Annotated in this window: 21 protein-coding genes and 2 pseudogenes; 8 read left to right on the top strand and 15 right to left on the bottom strand. The window is 63.9% G+C overall.

Annotated elements, in window-relative coordinates; translation table 11 throughout:
* Window positions 1-71 precede the first annotated feature (71 nt).
* From ileS to murJ, 3 genes are all read right to left on the bottom strand, one after another.
* Window positions 72-2903 (bottom strand): isoleucine--tRNA ligase, encoded by a 2832-nt coding sequence (gene ileS, locus GJV18_RS05080; protein ID WP_160343618.1) that lies wholly within the window; start codon window positions 2901-2903, stop codon window positions 72-74.
* Window positions 2904-2951: 48 nt separating this feature from the next.
* The gene (gene ribF, locus GJV18_RS05075) at window positions 2952-3878 is read right to left on the bottom strand and encodes a bifunctional riboflavin kinase/FAD synthetase (RefSeq protein WP_160343617.1); all 927 of its coding nucleotides are present in this window, start codon (window positions 3876-3878) and stop codon (window positions 2952-2954) included.
* A gap of 76 nt (window positions 3879-3954) precedes the next feature.
* Window positions 3955-5499, bottom strand: coding sequence for a murein biosynthesis integral membrane protein MurJ (gene murJ, locus GJV18_RS05070; protein WP_160343616.1), 1545 nt, complete (start codon window positions 5497-5499; stop codon window positions 3955-3957).
* Window positions 5500-5693: 194 nt separating this feature from the next.
* On the opposite strand from murJ, the gene rpsT reads away from it, so the two are divergent.
* Window positions 5694-5966, top strand: coding sequence for a 30S ribosomal protein S20 (gene rpsT / locus GJV18_RS05065; protein WP_160343615.1), 273 nt, complete (start codon window positions 5694-5696; stop codon window positions 5964-5966).
* Window positions 5967-6073: 107 nt separating this feature from the next.
* Here rpsT and GJV18_RS05060 read toward each other — a convergent pair whose 3' ends face one another.
* From GJV18_RS05060 to rplU, 5 genes are all read right to left on the bottom strand, one after another.
* Complete coding sequence (locus tag GJV18_RS05060; RefSeq protein ID WP_160343614.1) at window positions 6074-6538, bottom strand: CreA family protein; 465 nt, start codon at window positions 6536-6538, stop codon at window positions 6074-6076.
* 8 nt (window positions 6539-6546) lie between these two features.
* Window positions 6547-7665, bottom strand: coding sequence for a glutamate 5-kinase (gene proB, locus GJV18_RS05055; RefSeq protein WP_160343613.1), 1119 nt, complete (start codon window positions 7663-7665; stop codon window positions 6547-6549).
* A 67-nt stretch (window positions 7666-7732) separates the two neighbouring features.
* On the bottom strand, window positions 7733-8956 hold the full coding sequence (cgtA, locus tag GJV18_RS05050) for an Obg family GTPase CgtA (RefSeq protein WP_160343612.1): 1224 nt from the start codon (window positions 8954-8956) through the stop codon (window positions 7733-7735).
* Between the two features lie 168 nt (window positions 8957-9124).
* On the bottom strand, window positions 9125-9382 hold the full coding sequence (gene rpmA, locus GJV18_RS05045) for a 50S ribosomal protein L27 (protein WP_011912146.1): 258 nt from the start codon (window positions 9380-9382) through the stop codon (window positions 9125-9127).
* A 39-nt stretch (window positions 9383-9421) separates the two neighbouring features.
* Window positions 9422-9733 (bottom strand): 50S ribosomal protein L21, encoded by a 312-nt coding sequence (gene rplU / locus GJV18_RS05040; RefSeq protein WP_160343611.1) that lies wholly within the window; start codon window positions 9731-9733, stop codon window positions 9422-9424.
* Between the two features lie 246 nt (window positions 9734-9979).
* Here rplU and GJV18_RS05035 point away from each other — a divergent pair, with 246 nt between their 5' ends.
* Both GJV18_RS05035 and GJV18_RS05030 read left to right on the top strand, forming a co-directional pair.
* The gene (locus GJV18_RS05035; protein WP_160343610.1) at window positions 9980-10948 is read left to right on the top strand and encodes a polyprenyl synthetase family protein; all 969 of its coding nucleotides are present in this window, start codon (window positions 9980-9982) and stop codon (window positions 10946-10948) included.
* Window positions 10949-11062: 114 nt separating this feature from the next.
* Window positions 11063-12184, top strand: coding sequence for a GGDEF domain-containing protein (locus GJV18_RS05030; RefSeq protein ID WP_160343609.1), 1122 nt, complete (start codon window positions 11063-11065; stop codon window positions 12182-12184).
* A 152-nt stretch (window positions 12185-12336) separates the two neighbouring features.
* Here GJV18_RS05030 and GJV18_RS18835 read toward each other — a convergent pair whose 3' ends face one another.
* Together GJV18_RS18835 and GJV18_RS18830 are read right to left on the bottom strand one after the other, a co-directional pair.
* Complete coding sequence (locus GJV18_RS18835; protein ID WP_407692349.1) at window positions 12337-13065, bottom strand: methyl-accepting chemotaxis protein; 729 nt, start codon at window positions 13063-13065, stop codon at window positions 12337-12339.
* Between the two features lie 135 nt (window positions 13066-13200).
* Window positions 13201-14223, bottom strand: a pseudogene (locus tag GJV18_RS18830) (cache domain-containing protein); the annotation flags it as partial.
* Window positions 14224-14568: 345 nt separating this feature from the next.
* On the opposite strand from GJV18_RS18830, the pseudogene GJV18_RS18825 reads away from it, so the two are divergent.
* Both GJV18_RS18825 and GJV18_RS18820 read left to right on the top strand, forming a co-directional pair.
* Window positions 14569-15675: pseudogene (locus GJV18_RS18825) on the top strand (methyl-accepting chemotaxis protein); the annotation flags it as partial.
* Window positions 15649-16533 (top strand): methyl-accepting chemotaxis protein, encoded by an 885-nt coding sequence (locus GJV18_RS18820; RefSeq protein WP_407692348.1) that lies wholly within the window; start codon window positions 15649-15651, stop codon window positions 16531-16533. The pseudogene GJV18_RS18825 and the gene GJV18_RS18820, both read left to right, overlap by 27 nt.
* A 13-nt stretch (window positions 16534-16546) precedes the next feature.
* Here GJV18_RS18820 and pbpC read toward each other — a convergent pair whose 3' ends face one another.
* The 3 genes from pbpC to GJV18_RS05005 are packed head-to-tail and all read right to left on the bottom strand — an operon-like array spanning window position 16547 to window position 20318.
* Window positions 16547-18898 carry a peptidoglycan glycosyltransferase PbpC gene (gene pbpC / locus GJV18_RS05015; RefSeq protein ID WP_160343606.1) on the bottom strand — a complete coding sequence of 784 codons (2352 nt, stop codon included), beginning with the start codon at window positions 18896-18898 and terminating at the stop codon, window positions 16547-16549.
* Window positions 18899-18928: 30 nt separating this feature from the next.
* Window positions 18929-19471 (bottom strand): oligoribonuclease, encoded by a 543-nt coding sequence (gene orn / locus GJV18_RS05010; protein WP_160343605.1) that lies wholly within the window; start codon window positions 19469-19471, stop codon window positions 18929-18931.
* Window positions 19472-19502: 31 nt separating this feature from the next.
* On the bottom strand, window positions 19503-20318 hold the full coding sequence (locus tag GJV18_RS05005) for a class I SAM-dependent methyltransferase (protein WP_160343604.1): 816 nt from the start codon (window positions 20316-20318) through the stop codon (window positions 19503-19505).
* Window positions 20319-20450: 132 nt separating this feature from the next.
* Between GJV18_RS05005 and rsgA the strand changes: the two genes are divergently transcribed.
* Entirely contained in the window at window positions 20451-21482 is a 1032-nt protein-coding gene (gene rsgA, locus GJV18_RS05000; RefSeq protein WP_160343603.1) for a small ribosomal subunit biogenesis GTPase RsgA, read from the top strand.
* A 104-nt stretch (window positions 21483-21586) separates the two neighbouring features.
* Here rsgA and motB read toward each other — a convergent pair whose 3' ends face one another.
* Both motB and motA read right to left on the bottom strand, forming a co-directional pair.
* The gene (gene motB, locus GJV18_RS04995) at window positions 21587-22588 is read right to left on the bottom strand and encodes a flagellar motor protein MotB (RefSeq protein WP_160343602.1); all 1002 of its coding nucleotides are present in this window, start codon (window positions 22586-22588) and stop codon (window positions 21587-21589) included.
* Between the two features lie 10 nt (window positions 22589-22598).
* Window positions 22599-23450, bottom strand: coding sequence for a flagellar motor stator protein MotA (gene motA, locus GJV18_RS04990; RefSeq protein ID WP_160343601.1), 852 nt, complete (start codon window positions 23448-23450; stop codon window positions 22599-22601).
* 119 nt (window positions 23451-23569) lie between these two features.
* On the opposite strand from motA, the gene GJV18_RS04985 reads away from it, so the two are divergent.
* Together GJV18_RS04985 and GJV18_RS04980 are read left to right on the top strand one after the other, a co-directional pair.
* Complete coding sequence (locus tag GJV18_RS04985; protein ID WP_160343600.1) at window positions 23570-25087, top strand: HDOD domain-containing protein; 1518 nt, start codon at window positions 23570-23572, stop codon at window positions 25085-25087.
* 75 nt (window positions 25088-25162) lie between these two features.
* A complete protein-coding gene (locus GJV18_RS04980; protein WP_160343599.1) occupies window positions 25163-25978 on the top strand; it encodes a rhodanese-like domain-containing protein in 816 nt (271 codons plus the stop codon).
* Window positions 25979-25981 lie beyond the last annotated feature (3 nt).

Raw genomic sequence — 25981 nt, 5'->3', positions numbered from 1 at the left:
GCAAGACCGAGGCCGACGCTGCCCCTCTCCCCCGGCCCCTCTCCCAGAGGGCGAGGGGAGACAAGCGCACATCACGCATAGTGACGCACCTCACCGGCGCCTTCGATATTGTCCACGCAGCGGCCGCAGATTTCCGGGTGCGCCGGGTTGCTGCCAACGTCCTCCCGGTGATGCCAGCAGCGCCCGCACTTGGCATGTTCGGACTTGAGCACCTTGAGCTTGAGGCCGGCCACTTCGGTGTCCACGGCATCAGCCGGGGCACTGGACAGCGGCGCCAGGCTGGCGGTGGAGGTGATCAGCACAAAGCGCAGCTCGTTGCCCAGTTTGTTCAGATCGGCGATCAGGCTGTCTTCGCCGTACAGGGTCACTTCAGCCTGCAGATTGCCACCGATGGCCTTGGCGTTGCGCTGGTTTTCCATTTCCTTGTTGACCGCCACCTTGACCGCCATCACCCGCTCCCAGAAGGCGCGATCCAGCTCGAAGCCCTCGGGCAGCTCACTCAGGCCCTGATACCAGCCATTCAGCATCACCGACTCATTACGCTCGCCCGGCAGGTACTGCCAGATTTCATCGGCGGTAAAGGCCAGGATCGGCGCGATCCAGCGCACCAGGGCCTCGGCGATATGGTACAGGGCGCTCTGGCAGGAACGGCGCGCCACGCTTTCGGCGGCGGTGGTGTACTGGCGATCCTTGATGATGTCGAGGTAGAAGCCGCCCAACTCCTGCACGCAGAAATTGTGCACCTTCTGATAGACGTTCCAGAAGCGGTAGCTGTCGTAGGCTTCCTCGATTTCGCGCTGCAGCAGCAGGGCGCGGTCCACTGCCCAGCGGTCCAGGGCCAGCATGTCGGCTGCCGGCAGCAGGTGCTGGGCCGGGTCGAAGCCGCTGAGGTTGGAGAGCAGGAAGCGCGCGGTATTGCGGATGCGTCGGTAGGAGTCGGCGCTGCGCTGCAGGATCACCTTGGACACGGCCATCTCGCCGGAATAGTCGGTGGAAGCCACCCACAGGCGCATGATATCGGCGCCCAGGCTGTCGTTGACTTCCTGCGGGGCCACCACGTTGCCCAGGGACTTGGACATCTTGCGGCCGTTCTCGTCCACCACAAACCCGTGGGTCAGCAGCTGCTTGTAGGGCGCGTGACCGTCGATGGCGGCGCCGGTGAGCAGGGAGGAATGGAACCAGCCACGGTGCTGGTCGGAGCCTTCCAGGTACAGGTCGGCGCGCGGGCCGCTGGCGTGGCCCAGGTTGTGCGAGCCGCGCAGCACATGCCAGTGGGTGGTGCCGGAGTCGAACCAGACATCCAGGGTGTCGCTGATCTTGTCGTAGTCGGCCGCCTCGTCACCGAGCAGCTCGGCAGCGTCCAGCTTGAACCAGGCCTCGATGCCTTCTTGCTCGACACGCTTTGCCACTTCCTCCATCAGCTCGGCGCTGCGCGGGTGCAGCTCGCCGGTGGCCTTGTGCAGGAAGAAGGGAATCGGCACGCCCCAGTTGCGCTGACGCGAGATGCACCAGTCCGGGCGACCGGCGATCATGCCATGCAGGCGCGCCTGGCCCCAGGCGGGAACGAACTGGGTCTGCTCGACGGCGTCCAGGGCGCGGCGACGCAGCGAGCTGCCATCGCTGATGACCTTGTCCATGCCGACGAACCATTGCGCGGTGGCGCGGTAGATCAGCGGGGTCTTGTGCCGCCAGCAATGCATATAGCTGTGCTGGATGGATTCGTGCTTGAGCAGTGCGCCCACTTCGGCAAGCTTCTCAACGATGGCCGGGTTGGCCTTCCAGATAAACTGGCCGCCGAAGAACGGCAGATCGCTGACATACACGCCGTTGCTCTGCACCGGGCTGAGGATGTCGTCGTTGCTCATGCCGTAGCCTTTGCAGGAACGGAAGTCGTCCTCGCCATAGGCCGGGGCCGAGTGCACGATACCGGTACCGGCGCCCAGCTCGACATAATCGGCCAGGTAGACCGGAGCAAAGCGCTCGTAGAAGGGGTGACAGAAACGGATCAGTTCCAGCGCCGCGCCGGGCGCCGTGGCGATGACCTCGCCCTGCAGGCCATAACGGGCCAGGCAGCTCTCGACCAGTTCCTCGGCCAGCACCAGCAGCTTGTCGCCGGTATCGACCAGGGCGTAGGTGAATTCGGGGTGCACGTTGAGCGCCTGGTTGGCCGGAATGGTCCAGGGCGTGGTGGTCCAGATCACGATGCTGGCGGGCTTGGCCAGATGGGCCAGGCCAAAGGCAGCGGCCAGCTTGTCGGCATCTTCCACCCGGAAGGCCACGTCGATGGCATCGGATTTCTTGTCTTGGTACTCCACCTCGGCCTCGGCCAGGGCCGAGCCGCAGTCGAAGCACCAGTTGACCGGCTTCAGGCCCTTGAACACGAAGCCTTGCTTGACCATTTCGGCCAGGGCGCGGATCTCGCCGGCTTCGTTGGCAAAGTCCATGGTCTTGTAGGGGTTGGCCCAGTCACCGAGTACGCCCAGGCGGATAAAATCGGCCTTCTGCCCTTCGATCTGCTCGGCGGCATAGGTGCGGCAGCGCTCGCGGGTCAGATCCGCCGGCTGGTTCTTGCCGAAGGTGGTTTCCACCTTGTGTTCGATGGGCAGACCATGGCAGTCCCAGCCCGGCACATAGGGCGCATCGAAACCAGCCAGAGTCTTGGAGCGGGTGATGATGTCCTTGAGAATCTTGTTGACCGCATGACCGATATGGATGCTGCCGTTGGCATAGGGCGGGCCGTCGTGCAGGACGAACTTGGGCCGCCCCTCGCCTTGCGCGCGCAGCTTCTGATACAGGCCAATCTCGTTCCAGCGCTGCAGCATCTGCGGCTCGCGCTGCGGCAGGCCGGCCTTCATCGGGAATGGGGTATCTGGCAGGTTAAGCGTGGCTTTGTAGTCGGTCATGTCAGGCTCTTCGTAAGCGATTGGCACCCAGCCGTTGACGCAGGGTACTTAAACGCGCCAATGGGCACGGGCGGCGGCAATATCGGCAGCAATAGCCGTCTTCAAGGCCTCAAGGGAGGCGAAACGCTGCTCATCACGCAGCTTTTGGTGGAAAGCCACCGTCAAACGCCGGCCATACAGATCACCGGCAAAATCCAGCAGATGCACTTCCAGGTGGGCACTGCCGTCACCGGCCACGCTGGGGCGCACGCCGATATTGGCCACGCCCGGCCAGACGCGGCCGTCTATCTCGGTGCTGACCAGGTAGACCCCGGTCAGCGGGACACGCTTGCGCTTGAGCTGCACATTGGCGGTCGGCGCATCCAGCTGGCGACCGAGTTTCTGTCCGTGCAGCACCCGCCCGGCGATCTGGAAGGGGCGCCCCAGCAGGTGTTCAGCCAGGGCGAAATCGCCGGAGGCCAGGGCTTCGCGCACCCGCGTGCTGCTGACCCGCTGGGCATCCAGGGCCACGGTATTGGCCGCTTCGACGCTGAATCCCTCACGCTCACCGGCCTCGGCAAGAAAGGCAAAATCCCCGGCGCGGTCGCAGCCAAAGCGGAAATCATCGCCCACTTCCAGATGCTTGACCGCCAGGCCATCGAGCAGCACCTTCTGCACAAACTCGGCAGCGGACAATTCCCGCAAGCGCCGGTTGAAGCTCAGGCATAGCACCCGATCCACCCCCTCGGCGGCCAGCAGGGCGAGCTTGTCGCGCAGGCGGGTCAGCCGCGCCGGCGCGGCCTGGGGGGCGAAAAACTCCCGCGGCTGCGGCTCGAAGATCACCACGCAACTGGGTACGCCAAGGGCCTGGGCACGCTCACGCAGACGCGCCAGGATAGCCTGGTGACCGCGATGAACCCCGTCGAAATTGCCTATGGTGGCGACACAGCCCCGATGCTCGGGACGCAGGTTGTGTAAGCCTCGAACCAGCTGCATAACGCGCTTCTTGCTCAGAAAGTGGCCGATTATACGCACAGCGGGCAGCGGACAACAGGCGCCCGTTCAGCCCTGATCACAGCGCGCTGCGCCGGGCAAAATCACGCACTCGAAAACCCAGCAACCCCAGGCTGGTGAAATAGGCCAGCAGCCCCACCCCCACCAACCCAGCCAGACGCAGCAAGCGCCCGAGCATGCTGCCCTCGGCCCAGGCGGGCAGATGGTGCATGGCCAGCAGCAAGGCCGCCGCCATGACCAGCAAGGCCAGCAGCAGCTTGCCGGCAAACAGCGCCCAGCCGGGCTGGGGCTGAAACATCTCGCGCTTACGCAGCTGCCAGTACAGCAGCGCGGCATTCAGACAGGCCGCCAGGCCGATGGCCAGGGCCAGGCCGGCATGGGCCAGGGGAATCACGAAGACAAACAGCACATTCATCGCCTGGGTCGCCAGCAGGGTGAGCATGCCGATGCGCACCGGGGTCTTGATGTTCTGCTGGGCATAGAAGGCCGGCGCCAGAATCTTCACCAGGATGATGCCCACCAGGCCCAGGGAATAGGCGATCAGGGCGCGCTGGGTCATGGCGGTATCGGCGGCGGTGAACTTGCCGTACTGGAACAGCGAGGCAATCAGCGGCTCGGAGATGATCGCCAGAGCCACAGCACTGGGCAGCGCCAGCACCAGGCACAGGCGCAGGCCCCAGTCGAGCAGCTTGGAATAGTCCTCACGACTGGCACCGGCATGGGTCTTCGACAGGGCCGGCAGCAGAATGGTGCCCAGCGCCACGCCTAGCACCCCGGCGGGCAGCTCCATCAGGCGATCGGCGTAGTACATCCAGGACACCGAACCGGCCACCAGAAAGGAGGCGAAGATGGTGTTGATGATCAGCGAAATCTGGCTCACCGAAACCCCGAAAATGGCCGGCCCCATCTGCTTGAGCACCCGCCAGACACCTGCGTCCCTGAGATTCAGGCGCGGCAGCACGAGCATGCCGACCTTTTTCAGATGCGGCAGCTGAAACAGCAACTGGGCCAGGCCACCCACCAGCACCGCCCAGCCGAGGGCCATGATCGGCGGATCGAAATAGGGCGCCAGGTACAGGGCAAAGACGATCATGCTGACATTCAGCAGGGTCGGCACAAAGGCCGGCACCGAAAAGCGGTTCCAGGTGTTGAGCACCGCCCCGGCCAGGGATGACAGAGAGATCAGCAATATATAAGGAAAGGTCAGGCGCAGCAGATCGACGGTCAGCTCGAAACGCTCAGCCTCGGCGGCAAAGCCGGGCGCCGAGGCCCAGACGATCCAGGGCGCAGCCAGAATACCCAAGGCCGTCACCAGCGCCAGCACCAGGGTCAGCAAGCCACTGACATAGGCGACAAAGGTGCGGCTCGCCTCCTCGCCCTGCTGGGTCTTGTATTCCGCCAGAATCGGCACAAAGGCCTGGGAAAAGGCGCCCTCGGCAAAGATGCGGCGCAGCAGGTTGGGCAGCTTGAAGGCCACCACAAAGGCGTCCGAAGCCACCCCGGCACCGAAGATGCGCGCAATGATGGTGTCACGCACAAAACCCAGCACCCTTGAGAGCATGGTCATGGAGCTGACGGCGGCCAGGGATTTAAGCAAATTCATCTGAAATTTCGACTTCCGCTAACGGATACCAACGCGGACAATGCTGTACCGCGCAAAGGCTGCGAGTGTAGCGACCCGCCGCCGGTCAGACCAGCACAGGCAATAGCCAACAGACTTGACAGGCGCCTGGCATGTCGGCATGATTCGCGGCCTTATTCGTTCGTATCCCCCCAGTTTTTTCGAGGAGCTTGACGGTGGCCAATACACCTTCTGCCAAAAAACGCGCAAAACAGGCTGAGAAGCGTCGTAGCCATAACGCCAGCCTGCGCTCCATGGTCCGTACCTACATCAAGAACGTGGTCAAGGCTATCGACGCCAAAGACCTGGACAAGGCCCAGACCGCTTACACCCTGGCTGTGCCGGTAATCGACCGTATGGCCGACAAGGGCATCATCCACAAGAACAAGGCCGCTCGTCACAAGAGCCGCCTGAACGGTCATATCAAGGCACTGGCTACCGCCGCCTGATTACCGTGGCTCTTGAAAAACCGGCCTGATGGCCGGTTTTTTATTGCCTGCAATAATCGCAACAAGCGCCAAGCCAGAAAAAAGCCCGAATCACTTCGGGCTTTTACTCAGGATCGCTCCGGCCAGGGCAGAACCGGAATGGCGGTGACCGCATTCTGCGGACTGCCCTCGATCACCCGGTCGCTATAGACCAGGTACACCAGGGTATTGCGCTTGCGATCGAAGAAGCGCACCACCTGCATGGTCTTGAATACCAGCGAGGTGCGCTCCCTGAACACCTCCTCGCCCTCCTTGAGCTCCCCGACAAAGCGGATCGGGCCGACCTGGCGGCAGGCAATCGAGGCTTCGGCGCGATCCTCGGCCAACCCCAGGCCACCCTTGACCCCACCGGTCTTGGCCCGCGACAGGTAGCAGGTCACGCCCTGCACCTTGGGATCATCGAAGGCTTCGACCAGGATCTTGTCGTTCGGCCCCATGAGCTTGAAAACCGTCGACACCTCACCGATCTGTTCGGCCGCCGCCAGCCCAGGCAGCAGCACCAGCGCACCCAGCCAGTTCTTTACGATTCGCATACCGACCCTCACACCAGAATCATATTGTCGCGATGCACCAGCTCGGGCTCATCCACATAGCCCAGCAATTTTTCGATGGCATCGGAAGGCTGGCCAATGATTTTCTGCGCCTCAAGGGCGCTGTAGTTGGCCAGACCACGGGCGATCTCGCGACCATCAGGCGCCACGCACACCACCATCTCACCACGACGAAAACTGCCCTGCACCGCCCGCACCCCCACCGGCAACAAGCTCTTGGTGCCAGTAGAAAGCGCCTTGACCGCCCCCTCATCCAGCACCAGGGTACCGCGGGTCTGCAGATGCCCGGCCAACCACTGCTTGCGCGCCGCCAGCATGCCACGCTCCGGCGCCAGCAGGGTACCCAGCCGCTCGCCAGCCTTGAGCCGCGCCAGCACCTGCTCGATGGCACCACCGACAATCACCGTATGAGCGCCGGAACGCGCCGCCAGACGCGCCGCGCGCAGCTTGGTCTGCATGCCGCCACGCCCCAGGGCGCCGCCGACGCCACCCGCCACCGCATCCAGGGCCGGGTCATCCGCCCGCCCCTCATAAATCAGCTCGGCATTGGGGTTATGCCGCGGATCGGCGTTATACATGCCGTCGCGGTCGGTGAGAATCACCAGCAGGTCCGCCTCCACCAGATTGGCCACCAGGGCGGCCAGGGTGTCGTTGTCACCGAAACGGATCTCGTCGGTCACCACGGTGTCGTTCTCGTTGATCACCGGCACCACATCCAGATCCACCAGGGTGCGTAGGGTGCTACGGGCATTCAGGTAGCGCTTGCGATCGGACAGATCATCATGGGTCAGGAGGATTTGCGCCGTACGCCGGCCATGCTCGGCAAAGCTCGACTCCCAGGCCTGCACCAGCACCATCTGACCGATGGCTGCCGCCGCCTGCAGCTCATGCATGGCACTGGGACGCGCCACCCAACCCAGCTTGCTCATGCCCGCCGCCACTGCCCCGGAGGACACCAGCACCAGCTCCACGCCCTGCTCGCGCAGCGCCACCATCTGCTTGACCCACACCGCCATGGCGGCACGATCCAGGCCACGACCATCTGCCGTCAGCAGCGCACTGCCGATCTTTACTACCCAGCGCTGCGCGCCAGTCACCTTGTCACGCATGATCATCCAACCCCAGAGCGAACCATCAGCACAAAAACGCCGCTATCAAGCGGCGTTGGGAAAATCGTCAATCCCGGACGTAAATGATTTCCGGGCCGTCATCGGCGTCTTCTTCATCCCAGAAGCCGTCGTCATCATCCACCTCACCGGCTGCCTTGACCCCGGAACGACGCAGCGCACGCTTGTCGTCCAGCGCCTGCAGCTGCGCCCGCGCCTCATCTTCGATGCGCTGATCCAGCTCGGCCAGCTCGGCGGCGAACTCGGGATTCTCGGCGATGCGCTCGGCGCGCGCCTCCAGATAATCCATGATGTCGTAGCAGAGCTTCTCGGTACCCTGGCGCGCCAGGGCCGACACCACATACACAGGCCCTTGCCACTGCAGGCGCCCGACGATCTCGGCGATACGCGCCTCCTGCTCCTCTTCGAGGATCTGATCGGCCTTGTTCAGCACCAGCCAGCGCTCACGCTCAGCCAGAGCCGGACTGAACTTGGTCAGCTCATCGACGATGGTCGCGGCCGCTTCGGCCGGATCGGTCAGATCCAGCGGCGCCATATCCACAAGGTGCAGCAGCAGGCGGGTACGCGACAGGTGCTTGAGGAAACGAATCCCCAGCCCCGCACCCTCGGAAGCCCCTTCGATCAGGCCGGGAATATCGGCGATGACAAAGCTCTTGTAGCGATCGACGCTGACCACGCCCAGGTTCGGCACCAGAGTGGTGAACGGATAATCCGCCACCTTCGGCTTGGCCGCCGACACCGAACGGATAAAGGTGCTCTTGCCGGCATTGGGCAGGCCCAGCAGACCAACGTCGGCCAACACCTTCAATTCCAGCTTGAGATCGCGCGCCTCGCCCGGCTTGCCCGGCGTGGTCTGACGCGGCGCCCGATTGGTACTGGACTTGAAGCGGGTATTGCCCAGCCCATGCCAGCCACCCTGCGCCACCATCAGGCGCTGACCCGGTTTGGTCAGGTCGCCGATCACTTCCTGGGTCGAGGCATCGATCACCGTGGTTCCCACCGGCACCGGCAGGATCAGGTCCTCGCCCTTGGCGCCGGTGCAGTCAGTGCTGCCGCCCTTCTCGCCGTTCTGCGCCTGGAATTTGCGAGTATAGCGGTAGTCCACCAGGGTGTTGAGGTTCTCGTCGGCTTCGATAAACACCGAGCCCCCGTCACCGCCATCCCCGCCGTTGGGGCCGCCCTTCTCGATAAACTTTTCGCGACGAAAAGCCATCATGCCGTTACCGCCGTCGCCGGCTTTTACAAAAATCGATACTTCATCGACGAATTTCATCTTTAAGCCTCCCGCATTTACGCGGGTCATCTGAACCGAGAAACACTAGGTTCTTGCAAAATTGACCTGCATTCAAATCGAACGCCAGCATCCAGGGCAGTTTGGCAAGAACCCCAAGAAACAAAAAAGCCCCGTCGCAAGGACAGGGCTTTTCCAGCAGTCGTGCAATTAAGCCGCTACGACGCTCACGTAACGACGACCGAAGGCGCCCTTAACTTCAAACTTGACCACGCCTTCGACCTTAGCGAAGAGGGTGTGATCCTTACCCATGCCAACGCCGTAACCGGCGTGGAACTGGGTGCCGCGCTGACGCACGATGATGTTGCCTGCTTTGATAGCCTGGCCGCCATACATCTTCACGCCAAGGCGTTTGGCTTCTGAGTCGCGACCGTTGCGGGTACTACCGCCAGCTTTTTTGTGTGCCATGAGTTCAATACTCCTATAAAGGGATCAGGCCGAAACGAATCAGGCCTGGATACCGGTGATTTTGATCTCGGTGTACCACTGACGGTGGCCCTGGCGCTTCATGTGGTGCTTACGACGACGGAACTTGATGATGGTGACCTTGTCGTGACGGCCTTGAGCAACCACTTCAGCCACAACCTTGGCACCGTCAACAACCGGAGCGCCGATTTTCACGTCGTCGCCATTGCCGACCAGCAGAACACGGTCAAAAGTCACGGCTTCGCCAGTGGCCAGCTCGAGTTTTTCGACCTTGAGGAATTCGCCTTCGGTGACTTTGTATTGCTTGCCACCAGTAACAATTACTGCGTACATGGTAAATCTCCGTTAATCCTGCTCACCCAGCGCTTTATAGGAATAAGTGTCGGCTGGCATGGCTGCTCGGGGCCGGAATGACACCCGTGCAATTGCGTAAGGCAGGGAAATACCCAGGGGGGAAGTTCAGGGTGCGCGATTGTACGCAAGCCGCCCGCTCAGTGCAAGCGCCCCAGCCGCTTGCCTTGACAGCCCCTACCCCGCCCCCTAGCATGCCGCGCACCCTATGATTCACAGGTACCAGCGATGCAACCCCAGGCCTTTTACCGCGTGGTGGCGGATGACTTTACCGCCGTTGACGGCATCATCCGCAAACAGGTGGTATCGCGGGTGCCGCTGGTCGAGAAGATCGGCGACTATATTATCTCCGCCGGTGGCAAGCGCCTGCGTCCGCTACTGGTCCTGCTCAGCGGCAAGGCCCTGGGGCTGGAAGGCGATCAGCTGCGCCTGCTGGCCGCCACCATCGAGTTTCTGCATACCGCAACCCTGCTGCACGACGACGTGGTCGACATGTCCGACATGCGCCGTGGCCGCAGCACTGCCAACGCCCAATGGGGCAACGCACCCAGTGTACTGGTGGGCGACTTCCTCTATTCGCGCTCCTTCGAAATGATGGTCGAACTCGGCTCCATGCCGGTGATGAAGATCCTCTCCCACGCCACCCGGGTGATTGCCGAGGGCGAGGTGCTGCAGCTGTCCAAGGTGCGCGACGCCAGCACCACGGAAGACACCTATATGGAGGTCATCCGCGGCAAGACCGCCATGCTGTTCGAGGCCTCGACCCACAGTGCGGCCGCCCTGGCCGGCGCGACAGAAGCTCAGCGCGAAGCCCTGCGCACCTTTGGCGATCACCTGGGCGTGGCCTTCCAGTTGGTCGACGACCTGCTCGACTACAAGGGCGACGCCGCCAGCCTGGGCAAGAACGTCGGTGACGACCTGGCCGAAGGCAAACCGACCCTGCCGCTGATCTACACCATGCGCGAAGGCACGCCCGAGCAGGCTGCCCTGGTGCGCCAGGCGATCCAGAAAGGCGGCATCGAGGATCTGGAAAGCATCCGCGCGGCCGTAGAAGCCGCTGGCGCCCTGGATTACACCGCCCAGCAAGCCCGCGACTACGCCGAACGCGCCATCGCCTGCCTGGAAGTCCTGCCACCCAGCGAGTACCGCGACGCGCTGGTGGAACTGACCCGCTTTGCCGTGGCCCGCACCCACTGACAGAGCCACCCGCCGCAACGCACCTGTAAACGCCCAGCCTGATCACTGGCATTTTGTCACCATGGCTTGATGGAAAGCGCTATCCTCAAGCCATGGCATATTCGTGATCACAAAATGAGCGATACCGCAGTTCCTCGCCAACCTCACGCCTTCAGCCTCTGGCGCGAAGCCCAGGACACCCGGGTGCGCACCCGTCTGGGCGGGGTGTTCTACCTGCTGGCCTGGCTGCTGGTCTGGGGCTTCGCCCAGGCGCCGCAACAGGACATGCTGCTGGGCCTGGGCGGTACCCTGCTCTTTGCCAGCCTCTGGGGCCTGCGCCTGGCCCACGCCCTGCCAACGGAGCAAAGCAGCAAAGCCCTGCAACGATGGCTGGATCGACACTGGGCCCTGATTCTGAGCACCGCCCTGGCCTGGGGCCTGGTTTATGCCATGAGCTTGAGCCAGATGCGCTTCAGCTCCTCGGCCAACATAGCCACCCTCAGCACCATCGCCTTCAGCACAGCCATGGCCTTCAACTTCGCCATGCGCAAGTACCGCGCCATAACGGCCCTGGTACTGCTGTACCTACCTGGCTTGCTGACACTGCTCTGGCACTATCAGGAGCAGTTGGCCACGCTGGTCACCCTCGCCTGCTACTTCGCCTATCTGCTACTGGCACTCAACCGCAGCCACAGGGAATACCGCGCCACCCTTGAACTGGAGCTGCAACTGCTGGAGCAGCAAGCGCGCCTGGAGCAGATCAACCGCACCGACAGCCTGACCCAACTGGGCAATCGTTATCTGTTCAACAACCTGTTCCCGGCCATGCTGGCCAACGCCCAGCGCAGCGGCGAGGCCTTGTCCCTGGTCTTGCTGGATATCGACTTCTTCAAGCAGATCAATGACCAGTACGGCCATATCAGCGGTGACAGCTGCCTGGCCGCCTTCGCCGAACGCATGCGCCTGAACTTCCGCCGCGACAGTGACGCACTGCTGCGCCTGGGGGGTGAGGAGTTTGGCGTTCTATTACCCAATACCAGCCTGGAGCAGGCTCGACTGATGGCCGAGGACTTCCGCCAACAACTGGCGGGCGAGGGTTTCCAGCTGGAAGGGCATCTGCTGCCGCTGACCGCCAGCCTAGGCGTTGGCTGCTTTGACCCGGCGCGCGATCACAGCGCCGAAGGCTTCTTCCGCCGCGTGGACAATGCCCTCTATGCCGCCAAGGCTGCTGGCCGCAATCGGGTGGTAACGGCCTAACAGGCCGTTGAAAAACTACCTACGTGGGCAATCCTGCGTTAAAAACGACCTCAAAATGCTCATGTACAACTGTACACTGCGCTTTCTCGGCCGTTTTTACCTTGTCTTGCCTGCCTCGCCTACGTTTTTCAACAACCTGCCAGCACTCCGCCTTAAAGCTTAAAGCTGCCCATCTGCTTGGCCAGGTCATCGGCCAGGCCACGCAGGGTCTGGCAATCTTCCTTACACGCCTGCACCTCGCCCACGGTGGCATGGGCCAGGTCGGCGATGCCCTGGACATTGCGATTGATCTCTTCGGTCACCGAGCTCTGCTCCTCGGTGGCGGTGGCCACCTGGGTGTTCATGTCACTGATGCGCTCTACCTGCTCGGTAATGGCACTGAGGGACTGACCGGTCTGCTGGCTGGCCTCGACCCCGGTGCCGGTGGCGGCCTGCCCGGCATGCATGGAGCTGACCGCATTGTCCGCGCCCTGCTTGAGGCGCTGGATCATCTGCTGGATCTCGTCGGTGGAGCTCTGGGTACGACTGGCCAGGGTACGCACCTCGTCCGCCACCACGGCAAAACCACGGCCCATCTCGCCGGCCCGGGCCGCCTCGATAGCCGCATTGAGGGCCAGCAGGTTGGTCTGCTCGGAGATGCCGCGGATCACCGCCAGCACCTGATCGATGGAGGCCACCTGCTCGGCCAGCTCGCTCACCGCGGCTGCGGCGTCGCCAATTTCCGCTGACATATGCTCGATATGACCAATGGACTGCCCCACCACCTTGCGCGCCTGCTGCGCCTCATCACGCGCCGCCTGCGAAGCCTGGGCGGCGCTGCTGGCATTGCGCGCGATTTCCTGCACGGTCAGACCCATCTCGTGCACGGCGGTGGCCACCATATCGGTCATTTCCTGCTGCTGACCGGAGCGTCCGGCGGTGTTTTCCACCACCTGAGCCACCTGACCAACTGCACCACGTAGACGCTCACTGGTATTCAGCACATCGCTGATCAGGCTGCGCTGACTGGCGATAAAGCGGTTGAAACCTCGGGCCAGATCGCCCAACTCATCGGCCCGCGACTCGTCCAGCCGGCGGGTGAGGTCGCCTCCGCCGCCGCCAATCTCCACCAACGCCGCGGTGACCTGGCGAATCGGCCGCACCAGCCCCTTGGCCAGCAGCACCACCAGCCCAAGGAACAGCAGTGCCACGCCCAGGCCGATCAGGCTGCTGGTAAGCATGGCCTGGCGCGCCTCGGCATAGACTTCGGCCTCGGGCACCTCACTGACCAGAATCCAGTCCAGGCTGGCAAATTTCTGCACCACCCCCAGATAGGGCTGGCCGTCACGCACAAAGCGCACCGCCTGGCTGCCGCCGGAGAGCACGGCATTGGCCGCATCGCTGCCAAACAGCTCCTGCAACTTGCCAGTACCACTGAGCTCAGAGCGCGGATGCACCTTGATCTCACCATTGCCGTCGATCAGGAACACCTGCCCCTGCTCACCAAAGCGAAAGTCGCTGATCATCTTCGACATATCGGTCAGGCGAAAACCCAGGCCGGCCACCCCCAGGGTGGTATTGCCCTGCTTGATGCGCTGGTTGATAAACAGGGTCGGCAGGCGGGTGGTCTTGTCGATATCGATTTCCAGGGCGCGATCGCGGTCGCTGTCGACCAGGCGGTAGAACCAGACGTTCTCCGGCTGGGCGCGATCCAGGGTGCGCATCAGCCCCTCACCGGTGGTGTAGTTGCCACTGGCCAGGCTGACGATGGAGGTGGTCATGGCCTGCTGCTGGGCACGCACACCTTCCAGATAGCGGGCAAACTCTTCGCGGCGCGCCTCGTCCTCGCCACTGGCCAGCCAGTCCTGCACCAGGGTGTTCTCGGCAATCGAGGCATTGGCGGTAATCGGCGCAGTGAGCACCCGCTCCAAATCATTGCGGATCGCCAGCACCCTGGCCGGCAGCGCTTCTTCGACCAGGTAGCGCTCGGTCAGGCGATTGACGATGGCCGAGTAGATGGCCACCACGATCAGAATGCTAGCCAGCAAGGCCGCGCCCATGCTGAGCATCAGTTGCCACTGGATACTGCGCTTCCAGAGATTCATGGGCGATCACCCTTGTCGTTATTATTTGAAGGCAATATTTGTATACGCAACTGTATACAAAATCAATTTCCACTTATCGCAAAAGGCTATCGGCCAGGGACATTCAGGCTTTACCTGGGCCTGCAATGCAGAATAGTTGCGCCCCCGGTCAGGCGCCATTGAGCCTGATCAGGCCACCGATCGACGTATTTCGACCACTCATTCCCGATTGAAACGATCTGTAAAGAAACGCTCACAGCACTCTGCCATCAAGGCACTAAGGTTAAGACCCTGACCTAACGACGCTATAAGGAAGTTCCTATGCCCGGATCAGTGAGCAATCTTGTCCTGGATCTGAGCGTGCGCAAGAAGCTGCTCAGCGGCTTCGGCCTGGTATTGGTCATCACCCTGGGGGTGGCCGGCCTCGGCTTTAGCAGCCTGGAGAGCACTCTGAGCCGCTTCGACACCCTGCTCAAGGTCAACGAAATCGACAGCAAGCTGTCCCTGGCCCGGCAGCAGGAGAAAAACTTCATCATCCGTGGTGACAGCCAGTACATCGAGCAGGCCCAGAGTCTGGTCGAAGAAATCGAAGCCCTGACCAGCGATGCCTTGAAAGTGCTGAACCGCCCGGAAAGCATCGCCCTGATGGAGGGCATTCGCCAGGATGTGGCCGACTACCGCCAGCAGTTGCAGGCACTGAGCCAGGCCAGCGCCAGCAATCAGACTGCCCAACGGGCCATGGAAGAAGCGGCGCGGGAAGCATTGAAGGAGTTCGATGAACTGCAGGCCCGGCTGGGGCAGGCTGCCGAACAGCAGATACGCGCCAGCGGCGATGAAGACAGCATCCGCACCCTGGGCTACGCCACCCAGGCCAGTAACCTGGCCAAGGAACTGCTCACCGCCCGGCGTTTCGAGAAGAATTTTGTCCTGAGCAGCCAGGCCCAGGATGCCCAGGTGCTGCTGCAGCAATTCGAGACCATCAGCCAGAACGGTCAGAATCTGCGCGACCGCATTAGCGACCCGGCCGCCCGCGCCGATCTGGACTCGGCCATGACCCAGCTGGCCCTGTATCAACGCAATTTCGACAGCCTGCGCCAGGCGGTCGAGAGCCGCGATGCCAGCGAGCGCGCCATGAATGAGCGGGCCCGGGAAGTGGCCAGCGCCTCCGCCGAGTCCCTTGAACTGCAACTCAAGGTGCTGCAAGCCGAAGCTTTCCAGGCCGAGGCCATACTGGTGGGCGCCGCGGTTATCGCCTTTATCCTTGGCTTGCTCTGTGCCCTGTTGATCACCCAGATGATCGTCAAGCCCCTGCAGCGCGTGGTGCAGCTGGCGCGCAAGGTGGCTCAGGGTGATCTGTCGGAAAACATCGAAAGCACCCGCCAGGATGAACTGGGTCAGCTGATGCAGGCCATGCAGACCATGACCCTGAGCCTGCGTGAACTGCTGACCCGCCTGACCAGCGGGATCGAGCAACTGGCCACTGCGGCCGAGGAAATGTCGGCCGTCACCGAGCAGACCAGCGCCGGGGTGACCCAGCAGAAGATGGAAACCGAGCAGGTCGCCACCGCCATGCACGAGATGACCGCCACGGTGCAGGATGTGGCACGCAACGCCGAATCCGCCGCCTACTCCGCCCGTGACGCCGACCAGCAAACCCAGCAGGGCAACCAGACCGTGCAGCAGGCCATCGAACGTATCGAAAACCTGGCCCGCTCCATCGAGCACTCGGCCCAGTCCATCGAACGCCTCAAGCACGACAGCACCAATATCGGCGCGGTGCTGGATGTGATCAAGGGTATCGCCGAGCAGACCAACCTGCTGGCCCTCAATGCCGCCATCGAAGCGGCCCGCGCCGGCGAAATGGGCCGCGGCTTCGCCGTGGTGGCCGACGAGGTGCGCGCCCTGGCCAAGCGCACCCAGGAATCCACCAGCGAGATCGAAGGCCTGATCGCCAACCTGCAGGGTGGCGCCCAGAGCGCAGTCGAGATGATGGACAAGAGCTGCACCGAGGCCACGTCAACCGTAGAGGCCGCCAAACAGGCCGGCGCGGCGCTGGATGCCATCAACGGCGCAGTATCGAGCATTCAGCAGATGAACCAGCAGATCGCCACGGCGGCCGAACAGCAAAGCTCGGTGGCCGAGGAGATCAGCCGCAGCGTGTCGAATATCCGCGATGTGGCCGAACAGTCCGCCGCCGCCACCGAGGAAACCTCGGCGGCCAGCGTCGATCTGGCCCGCCTGGGCGGCGAACTGCAGACCCTGGTCAATCGCTTCAAGCTGGTCTGAACAGAGGAGGTGGTTAATCGCGCTCCAGGCGAAAGGCCAGACGCGCCGTCTGCCCGCTTTCGTCCAGCACGCTGAGCTGATAGTCGCCGCGCTGCTCGAAGCGCTGGACAAAGGTTTCCTGCGCGATGCTTTCGCCGACCGGCTGGCCATTGACGAACCACCAGCGCCGGCCACTGCCGCCCAGGGCCGATAACTGCAGACGCAGGGGTTCGCTGCTGCCGGCAGGACGCTGCAGGCGATCCCCCTCCCGTACCCCGACGATCGACAGCGGCGCCACGGCCACTGGCGCAGGCGGCGCACAAAGCGGATCTGGCGCCGGCAAGCGGGCCCGGCGCTGCTCACGACTCGGCAGCCAGGGCTCCAGAGGCGCGGGCCATAGCGCCAGCTCGCGGCGCTGGGCGCCGGGGCAGTCGGCGGCCACTCTCAAGCCCGCGTCATTGACCCAGTAGACCTCGCGCAACCCCAGGCCCAGTGGCTGGTCCGCCGCCTGCAGGGTCGGCGGCTGGGTGCCCGCCAGGGTCCAGGCAAAACGTTGACGCCTGCAGTTGGGGTCATCCCGCGCAATGGGCTGGCCCAATGGCCAACAGATCGCCGCCACCCCCACCTCGCTCGGCTGCGGATCGGCGGGTATGGCGAGGCCGCGCTGGCTATCGCGATTGGCCAGCAGGTCATGCACCTGCAGCAACAGGGGCGCGGCGGAAGCCAGGCCGAACTGCCCGGGCACCGGCGTGCCATCCGGGCGGCCGATCCACACCCCGATCAGATGGCGCGGCGCCACGCCAATCGCCCAGGCGTCGCGAAAGCCGTAGCTGGTGCCAGTCTTCCAGGCCAGGGTCGGGCGCTGCACCAGCTGCGCCCGCGGATCGCGATCCGGTCGTGCCTGACCGGCAAGGATGCGGCGGATGATCCAGGCCCCACCGGGCGACAGCAGGCGCCGTTCATACAGCGCTTCATCGGGAGCAAAGCGCAGGCGCGCCGCCATACCGCCACGGGCGAAGGCGCTATAGCCACTGAGCAGATCTTCCAGGCGACTGCCGGCACCGCCCAGGATCAGCGCCAGGCTGGGTTCGCTTAGCGGCGGCAGGCGCAGCGCTACACCAGCGCCGCGCAGCTCGCCGGCAAAGCGCTTGGGCCCATAGGCCTCCAGCAACTGTACCGCTGGAAGATTGAGGGAGCTGGCCAGGGCCTCGCTGGCCGACACCGGTCCCTGAAAGCCGCTGGCGAAATTACCCGGACGGTAATCACCGTAACGCCGCGGCACGTCCTGCATCAGGGACTCGGAATGGATCAGTCCCTCGTCCAGGGCCAGGCCATAGAGAAAGGGCTTGAGGGTCGAGCCGGGCGAGCGCAGCGCACTGACCATATCGACATGGCCAAAGCGCCGGGCATCGCCGATATCCACCGAACCCAGGTAGGCGCGCACCGCCATGCCGGGGTGTTCGGCCACCAGAATGGCCGCAGACGTATGCTCCGGCAAACGTGCCCGCCAGCCCAGCAGCAGATCCTCCAGGCGCCGCTGCAGGGCGGCGTCCAGGGTGGTACGGATCAGCGGTGGGCTGCCCGGGGTGTTCAGCCGCCGCGCCAGCAAAGGGGCCAGCCGGGGTTCCTGGCGTGGTGCCAGTAGCACCGGTTCCTCCCGGGCTTCGGCCACGGCTGGCGCCGGCCACACACGAAAATCGGCCAGACGCTGCAGCACCTTGTCGCGAGCAGCCTGGGCCCGCTCGGGGTGCCGGTCCGGGCGCAGCCGGCTGGGGGCCTGGGGCAACACCGCCAGTAGCGCGGCCTCGGCCCGGGTCAGCTGCCCCGGCCCCTTGCCCAGATAGGCCCAGCTGGCCGCCGCCACCCCCTGCAGGGTGCCGCCAAAGGGGGCGCGATTGAGATAAAGGGCAAGGATTTCATCCTTGGACAGGTGCCATTCCAGCTGCAGGGTGCGCCACAGCTGCTTGAGCTTGCCGGCATAGCTGCGCGCGTGAGGATCAAGCAGACGCGCCACCTGCATCGACAGGGTGCTGCCGCCGGACACGACGCGCCCGCCGCGTAGGTTCTGCCAGGCCGCACGCCCCAGGGCGAGAGGGTTGACCCCGGGGTGCTGGCGGAACCAGCGGTCTTCGTAGGTCAGCAGGGCTTCCAGGTAGTAGGGGGAAACCTCATCCGGACGCACCGGATAGCGCCACACCCCGTCGGCATCGGCAAAACGCCACAGCGGCGTGCCATCCTCGGCCAGCACCACCCGGGCCAGATCGTCCTGCGGCAAGGGCAACGGCCAGAGGCGGTCGGCCAGATACAGGCCCAGCAGCACCAGCAGGGGCAAAGCCAGCCAGGGCCGGCGCAGCCGGGCGGCCGACAGGCGCACAGGCTGCAGCATGCCGGCAGTCCCTTGCCCGAGCGGCATCTATCAGACCTTGAGGAAGTGGTCGCGGTAGTACTTGAGTTCGGCGATGGACTCGCGGATATCGTCCAGGGCCAGGTGGGTGCCCTTCTTCTGAAAGCCTTCCTTGATCTTCGGCGCCCAGCGGTCGGCGAGGATCTTCAGGGTCGAGACATCCAGATAGCGGTAGTGGAAGTAGGCTTCCAGTGTCGGCATATAGCGGTAGAGAAAGCGCCGATCCTGGCCGATGCTGTTGCCGCAGATGGGCGAGGCGCCCTGGGGCACCCATTGCTGCAGGAAGGCGATGGTCTGCGCCTCGGCTGCCGCGGTGTCGATGGTGCTTTCACGCACGCGCTGGGTCAGGCCGCTTTCGCCATGGGTGCGGGTGCACCACTCGTCCATGCCGGCCAGCACCGCATCGCTCTGGTGGATGGCGATCACCGGCCCTTCGGCGAGGATATTCAGGTCGCTGTCGGTGACGATGGTGGCCATCTCGATGATGACGTCTTTCTCGGGCTCCAGACCGGTCATTTCCAGGTCGATCCAGATCAGGTTCTGCGGGTTCTGCATGCTGTGCTCCTTGGCTGATGGCGGCAGTTTATCAGCCCGCCGGCAACGCCGTATCGGCTGTACTGAGCCCCGCACCCGGCATGCACCACAGCAGCAGACTCGACTGCCGCCAATCCGACAATTCGATCAGGCGCTGCGGCGGCACATCGGGCACGGCAAAACTGTTGCTGATCAACCAGCTCCCCGCTGCCATTTCGGCCCTGGCCTTGCGCCATAACTCGGCCATGGGGGCGGGCGAAAGAAAGCAGTACACCAGGTCAAAGTCGGCAAGATCGGTGCGCCACAGGCTCTGATAGCGAATCCGGCAGTTGCTCTGCAACAGCGCCCGCAGCCAGGCGATGGCAAAGCTGAGCGGCGCGGTTTCCACCCCGACAAACTGCGCCTGGGGAAACTGCCGAGCCAGGGCCAGCAGGGTGCCAGCCGGGCCACAGCCCAGGTCGACAAAGCGAAAGTGCTCACCGCGCTCGGCCAGCAACTGGCTCAACTGGCGGCGCGTGCCCGCGCCGGTCAGGTACAGCGGCACCCGCTCGCCCAGGCTGTTCCAGTTAAGCAGCAGCAACAGCACAAAGCCGAGCAGAAACAGCCAGCCCGGCAAGGCTGCACCGCTGGCCAGCAGCAGGCCGGGGACAAAGGCCAGGTTGAGCCACCACCACCAGGGCGCCAGCCCCAGATAGCGGCCGAGCGTGGCAGCCAGCAGCCCCTGCAGCAGGCCCGCCAACAAGGCCGCGGGGCGCCAGGGACTGAGTTGTACCACCATGACCAGCAACGCCAGCACCACCAGGCTGGCCAACAGCTGGGCCAACAGGGCTGCCAGAGCCGGGTAGCGGGCAAATAAGGCGCGGGGCATGCAGGCTCCTATGGCTGGCAAGATGCCTGGCAGTTTAGCCGCAACAGCGCCCTTGTCGGCAATCGCCTGCAGTGGGGCGCAGGCTGCTAAACTCGCCGACGTTTTCCTCGCTTCTCAATTCTTGGAACCTTCATGGCCAAACGCCAACTCAATCGCCGGCAGAACTGGCGGATCGAAAAAATCCAGGGGGAACGGGCTGCCCGCGCCGCCAAACGCGAATCCCAGGCGGAGCAGATTCTCGAAGGCGGTGACCTGGGGCCGGAGCAGACCGGCCTGGTGATTGCCCACTTTGGCGTGCAGGTAGAGGTCGAGGCCCTGGAAGGCCCTCAGGCCGGCCAGGTGTTCCGCTGCCACCTGCGTGCCAACCTGCCGGCCATGGTCACCGGGGACCGGGTGGTGTGGCGCTCCGGCAATCAGGGCATCGGGGTAATCGTCGCGCAGCTGCCGCGCAGCAGTGAACTGTGCCGCCCCGATACCCGCGGCCAGCTCAAGCCGGTGGCGGCCAACGTCGACCTGATCGTGATCGTCTTCGCGCCCCTGCCCGAGCCACACGCCAACCTGATCGACCGTTATCTGGTGGCCGCCGAGCATGCCGGCATCCGCCCCCTGCTGCTGCTGAACAAGGCCGACCTGATCGATGAGCAGAACGCCGTGGCCCTCAATGCCATGCTCGCGGTGTACCGCCAGCTGGGCTATCCGCTGCGGGAGGTGTCGGCTCACCAGGGCGATGGCATGGAGCAGCTCAAGCGCCTGCTTGATGGCCATGTCAGCGTGTTTGTCGGCCAGTCCGGGGTGGGCAAGTCGTCCCTGGTCAACAGCCTGCTGCCGGGCGTGGATACCCGGGTCGGGGCGCTTTCAGAGCTGACCGGCAAGGGCACCCACACCACCACCACGGCGCGGCTGTTCCACTTCCCTGGCGGCGGTGAGCTGATCGACTCCCCGGGCATTCGCGAATTCGGCCTGGTGCATGTCAGCCGTGAGGATGTCGAAGCGGGGTTTATCGAGTTCCACGACCTGCTCGGTCATTGCCGCTTCCGCGACTGCAAGCACGACCGCGAGCCCGGCTGCGCCCTGCTCCAGGCTCTGGAGGATGGTCGTATTCAGCCTCAGCGCATGGCCAGCTACCGGCATATCCTCGCCAGCCTGCCGCAGGCCGAGTACTGATACGAAAAGGCCGTGACGATTGTCACGGCCTTGGCTACTGCAACACCGCTCAGAGGCTGCTTGCAACGCAGCATGGCCGAGCGCAGTAATGTGTAAACACCCGCTCAGGGCTGATCGAAATTCAGCACCCCATCCTCGAAGATATTCAGGCGCTCGCGCAGCTGATCCGGCTGCAGCGGCTCGTCTGCCGGGGGCGTGCTGATGCGACTGGGAAGTGCAGGCGGCGCCTGCTCATTCTGCGTCTCGTCAGCGGCTTCGCTCTGCTCGCCTTCGATGGCGCGCTGGGCTTTCTTGGTCAGCACCACGATATCGATACGGCGGTTGACCGGGTTAAGCGGATCGTCGCGATCAAATAGCGCCGAAGAGGCATAACCCACCACCCGGGCCACCTGCTCATCGTCATAGCCACCGGCCACCAGCACCCGTCGCGCGGCATTGGCGCGGTCGGCCGACAGCTCCCAGTTACCATAGCCGCCGCGCCCGGCAAAGGGCTGGGCATCGGTATGGCCGCTGATGCTGATCTTGTTCGGCACGGCGGCGATGGTGTCGGTCAGGGCCAGCAGGATGTCCTCGAAATAGGGGCGCAGCTGCGCGCTGCCGGAGGCGAACATGGGCCGGTTCTCGGCATCCATGATCTGGATGCGCAGGCCATCCTGGGTGATCTCGAAGAGGATCTGATCCTTGAAGTTCTGCAGCTGCGGATTGTCTTCAACCTTGTTCTGCAACTCTTGCAACAGCAACTCCAGCCGCTCGCGCTCCACCTCTTCGGCCAGGGATTCGGCCTGGGTCAGATCCATCTCGGAAGGTGCCTGTTCGGCGGGCGCCTGCTCCTCGGGGTTGAGGGTGCGATCCGGCGCCGGCGTGGGCGAGCCACCCAGGTCGATCACGTAAGGACTGGCGCTTTCGGAGAAGCCGATTGGGTCCTGGAAATAGCCGGAAATCAGCTTCTTCTGCTCAGGTGTCGCGGTGGTCATCAGCCACATCACCAGAAAGAAGGCCATCATCGCCGTGGCGAAGTCGGCGAAGGCGATCTTCCAGGCACCGCCATGGTGGCCGCCGGCTACCTTCTTGACCCGCTTGACGATGATCGGCTGATTGTTCTCCATGATTCAGCCTTTAGTTGCCGCGCATGGCTTGTTCAAGCTCGGTAAAGCTCGGGCGATGGGCCGGATAGAGCACCTTGCGCGCGAACTCCACCGCCAGCGACGGCGGCATGCCGGAGGCCGAAGCCACCAGGCCGGCCTTGATCGCCTCGTAGACGTTCAGCTCTTCCTTGGCATCGTGCTCCAGGGCAGTGGACAAAGGCCCGAAGAAACCATAGGAGGCGAGAATACCGAGGAAGGTACCCACCAGCGCCGTACCCACCTTCTGACCGATCTCGGCGTTGCTCGCCTCGGCCAGGATCGACATGGTGATCACGATCCCCAGTACCGCCGCCACGATACCCATGGCCGGCAAGCCGTCGGCAATCTTGGCCACGGCATGGGAGGGATGCTCAAGATCCTCCTTGAGGCTGGCCAGTTCCATATCGAACAGCCCTTCCAGCTCGTGGGGCGCCATATTGCCGGAGGACATGATGCGCAGGTAATCGCAGATATAGGCGGTCATGCGCTGGTCTTTGAGGATGCCCGGGTACTTGCTGAAGATGGGGCTGGCGTTGGGGTCTTCCACGTCGGCTTCGATGGCCATCATGCCTTCGCGACGGCTCTTGTTGAGGATCTCGTAGATCAGCTTGAGCACATCCAGGTAGTAGCTGTGGGTAAAGCGCGAGCTGAACATGCTCAAGGACTTCTTGAACACATGCATGAAGGTGCTGCCGGGGTTGGCCTGGAGAAAGCCACCCAGGGCCGCGCCACCGATGATCAAGACTTCATAGGGGTGCACCAGGGCCATAAACTGACCACCAGACAGGATAAAGCCACCGATCACACAACCCAGTACGACGAGAATCCCGAGAATTTTTACCATAGGAAGCAACTGGCCAGAGGTGAGGAAAAGGGGCTTTGCAAAACAACCCTTCTATTTATCGGAAGTTTTGCGCGAGACTATAGCCAGTTAAGGTCAAAAGCCAGCTTGACTCAACCCGAATGCCAAAGCCCCCTCCTCGCCCCCGCACCCTGAATGACTGGCTCACGCTGCTGGATAAGCAACGGCTGCCTGTGACTCAGCAGAGCCAGCTGTTAATCCTCCGCGCCTTGGCCGATAGCAATAAATCGATGCGCGATATTGCCGAGCTGATGCAGCAGTGCCCGACCCTGGCCCTTGCGGTGCTGCGCGAAGCCAATCGTCAGGGCGGTGGGTTTCACGAGCCGACCGAAAGCCTGGAAAACGCGGTCAGCCGCCTGGGCCTGAGCCGGGTCGAAACAGTACTCAAACAGTTGCCGAGCCTGAACGAAGAGGAGATGCCCCTGGCCCTGCGGCAGATCCAGCTGATCAGCCTGCACGCCAGCCAGCAGGCCAATGGCCTGTTCGGCGGCCGCCTGGCGCGCTTATGGCAGGAAATCCACTGGGGCAGCCTGCTGTTTCTTGCGCCGATCTGGCACCTGCTGGCGGCCTTTCCGGAGCTGTTCGAGGCCTGGGAGCAGCGCGTGCTGGTCAAGGGCCAGGCGGCCAGCCGGGTGGAGCAGGACGAACTGGGCGTGCCCCTGCTGCAGCTGTGCCTGGCCCTGAGTGAACGCTGGCGTCTGCCGGCCTGGATCATCCAGGGCTACCGTCTGTTGCTGGACGATCGCCGCCTGCTGGTCAAGGCCCTGCATATCGCCCGGGAAAATGAACACCCCCTGCAGCAGCAACAGCACCTGGATAACGACACCCATTTGCGCCGCTGGCTGACGCACCCGGCCAACAGCATCCTCCTGGCCAATGGCCTGGCCCTGTCCGCCCACTATGCCTGGAATGGCCAGCACAGCCTGCGCTGGCAGCGCCTGACCGGCCTGTATCTGCACCTGCCCCTGGCCGATCTGCAACAGCTGCTGCACCAGCAGGCGGTGCTTAGCGCCCGGCAGGTGAACTGCAGTGGCCTCTGGCATCCGGCCCAGGCCCTGCTCTGGCCCTGGGAGGCCCGCCACATCAAGGCAGCGCCGCCCCCTGCGGCGAAACCGACCGAAGTCAGCGCCTGGCGTCAGTACTGTGGGCAACTGCTGGCGCAACCGAGTCCCTTCAGCAATGTGCTGCAACTCACCAACTGCGCCAAACAGGCCCTGCAAGCCTGTGGCATGAGTCGCCAGTTGCTGCTGCTGGCCGACCGCAACCACAGCCGCCTGATCGTCCAACAGCATGCCGGCCTGGACCCGGCCGCCGCCAACCTGAGCCTCGACCCGCAACAGAGCCAGGTGCTGCGGCGCCTGCTCAGCAGCCCCGGCCAGCTGCGCCTGACCCCTGGCAATATCGCCCAGTTCTCGGCCATGCTGCCCGGCAGCCTGAAAGCCCTGTTCCCCGGCGAGCATCTGCTGCTGCGCTCGCTGGCCAGCAACGAGCGGGTGGTCATGCTGGTGGTGGCCGATCAGGCCGGCGCCAGCATGAGCGACGCCCAGGTGCAGGCCTTCGGCAAGACCATGCAGTGCATTGAGCGGGCGCTGGGCAGTTTTGCCCGACGCGCTCGCTAGCGGCGCCACGCACCCGGGCAGCCAGCACGGCTTTGGGCTACAATCGCTGCCTTTTCACCGCATATGAGGCCCGGCATGACCGCCTTCGCTGACCTGCCCCTGCTGATCGAGCCTGCCCAGCTGGCCAGCCGCCTGGATGGCCCGGAGCTGATCCTGGTCGACCTGACCAGCACCGCCCGCTATGCCAACGGCCATATCCCCGGCGCCCGCTTCGTCGACCCCAAGCGTACCCAGCTGGGCCAGCCACCGGCGCCCGGCCTGCTGCCACAGCCTGAGGCTCTACAGCAGCTGTTCGATGAACTGGGACATCGTCCGGATGCGGTCTATGTGGTTTACGACGATGAAGGCGGCGGCTGGGCCGGACGTTTTATCTGGTTGCTGGATATGATCGGCCACCCGCACTACCACTACCTCGATGGTGGCCTGCACGCCTGGCTGGCAGAGGGCCTGCCACTGAGCCAGGATGAGCCGGTGCCCGCCCGGGGCAGCGTCAAGCTGCACCTGCAGGAGGCGCCAATGGCCACCCGCGAGTACCTGCAAAGCCGCCTGGGCGCCGCCGACCTGGCCATCTGGGACGCCCGCTCGCCCGCCGAATACCGCGGCGAGAAGGTGCTCGCCCAGAAAGGCGGGCATATCCCCGGCGCGGTCAATTTCGAGTGGACTGCAGCCATGGACCAGGGCCGCGCCCTGCGCATCCGCCAGGACATGCCACAGATCCTGGGCGAGCTGGGCATCACCCCGGACAAGGAGCTGATCACCCACTGCCAGACCCACCATCGCTCAGGCCTGACCTATCTGATTGCCAAGGCCCTGGGCTACCCGCGGGTAAAGGCCTATGCCGGCTCCTGGGGCGAATGGGGCAACCACCCCGACACCCCGGTCGAACTCTGATCC

The organism is Pseudomonas xionganensis (genome assembly GCF_009763245.1).
GTDB lineage: Bacteria > Pseudomonadota > Gammaproteobacteria > Pseudomonadales > Pseudomonadaceae > Aquipseudomonas > Aquipseudomonas xionganensis.
Note: the sequence above shows the minus strand (reverse complement) of the source record. Positions and strands in the feature narration are given on the sequence as shown.

Excerpts from the sequence above, each read along its gene's own strand:
- ileS (WP_160343618.1), bottom strand. The coding sequence starts at position 2,903 with ATGACCGACTACAAAGCCACGCTTAACCTGCCAGATACCCCATTCCCG.
- ribF (WP_160343617.1), bottom strand. The coding sequence starts at position 3,878 with ATGCAGCTGGTTCGAGGCTTACACAACCTGCGTCCCGAGCATCGGGGC.
- murJ (WP_160343616.1), bottom strand. The coding sequence starts at position 5,499 with ATGAATTTGCTTAAATCCCTGGCCGCCGTCAGCTCCATGACCATGCTC.
- GJV18_RS05060 (WP_160343614.1), bottom strand. The coding sequence starts at position 6,538 with ATGCGAATCGTAAAGAACTGGCTGGGTGCGCTGGTGCTGCTGCCTGGG.
- proB (WP_160343613.1), bottom strand. The coding sequence starts at position 7,665 with ATGCGTGACAAGGTGACTGGCGCGCAGCGCTGGGTAGTAAAGATCGGC.
- cgtA (WP_160343612.1), bottom strand. The coding sequence starts at position 8,956 with ATGAAATTCGTCGATGAAGTATCGATTTTTGTAAAAGCCGGCGACGGC.
- rpmA (WP_011912146.1), bottom strand. The coding sequence starts at position 9,382 with ATGGCACACAAAAAAGCTGGCGGTAGTACCCGCAACGGTCGCGACTCA.
- rplU (WP_160343611.1), bottom strand. The coding sequence starts at position 9,733 with ATGTACGCAGTAATTGTTACTGGTGGCAAGCAATACAAAGTCACCGAA.
- GJV18_RS05035 (WP_160343610.1), top strand. The coding sequence starts at position 9,980 with ATGCAACCCCAGGCCTTTTACCGCGTGGTGGCGGATGACTTTACCGCC.
- GJV18_RS05030 (WP_160343609.1), top strand. The coding sequence starts at position 11,063 with ATGAGCGATACCGCAGTTCCTCGCCAACCTCACGCCTTCAGCCTCTGG.
- GJV18_RS18835 (WP_407692349.1), bottom strand. The coding sequence starts at position 13,065 with ATGGTGGCCACCGCCGTGCACGAGATGGGTCTGACCGTGCAGGAAATC.
- GJV18_RS18820 (WP_407692348.1), top strand. The coding sequence starts at position 15,649 with ATGCAGGCCATGCAGACCATGACCCTGAGCCTGCGTGAACTGCTGACC.
- pbpC (WP_160343606.1), bottom strand. The coding sequence starts at position 18,898 with ATGCTGCAGCCTGTGCGCCTGTCGGCCGCCCGGCTGCGCCGGCCCTGG.
- orn (WP_160343605.1), bottom strand. The coding sequence starts at position 19,471 with ATGCAGAACCCGCAGAACCTGATCTGGATCGACCTGGAAATGACCGGT.
- GJV18_RS05005 (WP_160343604.1), bottom strand. The coding sequence starts at position 20,318 with ATGCCCCGCGCCTTATTTGCCCGCTACCCGGCTCTGGCAGCCCTGTTG.
- rsgA (WP_160343603.1), top strand. The coding sequence starts at position 20,451 with ATGGCCAAACGCCAACTCAATCGCCGGCAGAACTGGCGGATCGAAAAA.
- motB (WP_160343602.1), bottom strand. The coding sequence starts at position 22,588 with ATGGAGAACAATCAGCCGATCATCGTCAAGCGGGTCAAGAAGGTAGCC.
- motA (WP_160343601.1), bottom strand. The coding sequence starts at position 23,450 with ATGGTAAAAATTCTCGGGATTCTCGTCGTACTGGGTTGTGTGATCGGT.
- GJV18_RS04985 (WP_160343600.1), top strand. The coding sequence starts at position 23,570 with ATGCCAAAGCCCCCTCCTCGCCCCCGCACCCTGAATGACTGGCTCACG.
- GJV18_RS04980 (WP_160343599.1), top strand. The coding sequence starts at position 25,163 with ATGACCGCCTTCGCTGACCTGCCCCTGCTGATCGAGCCTGCCCAGCTG.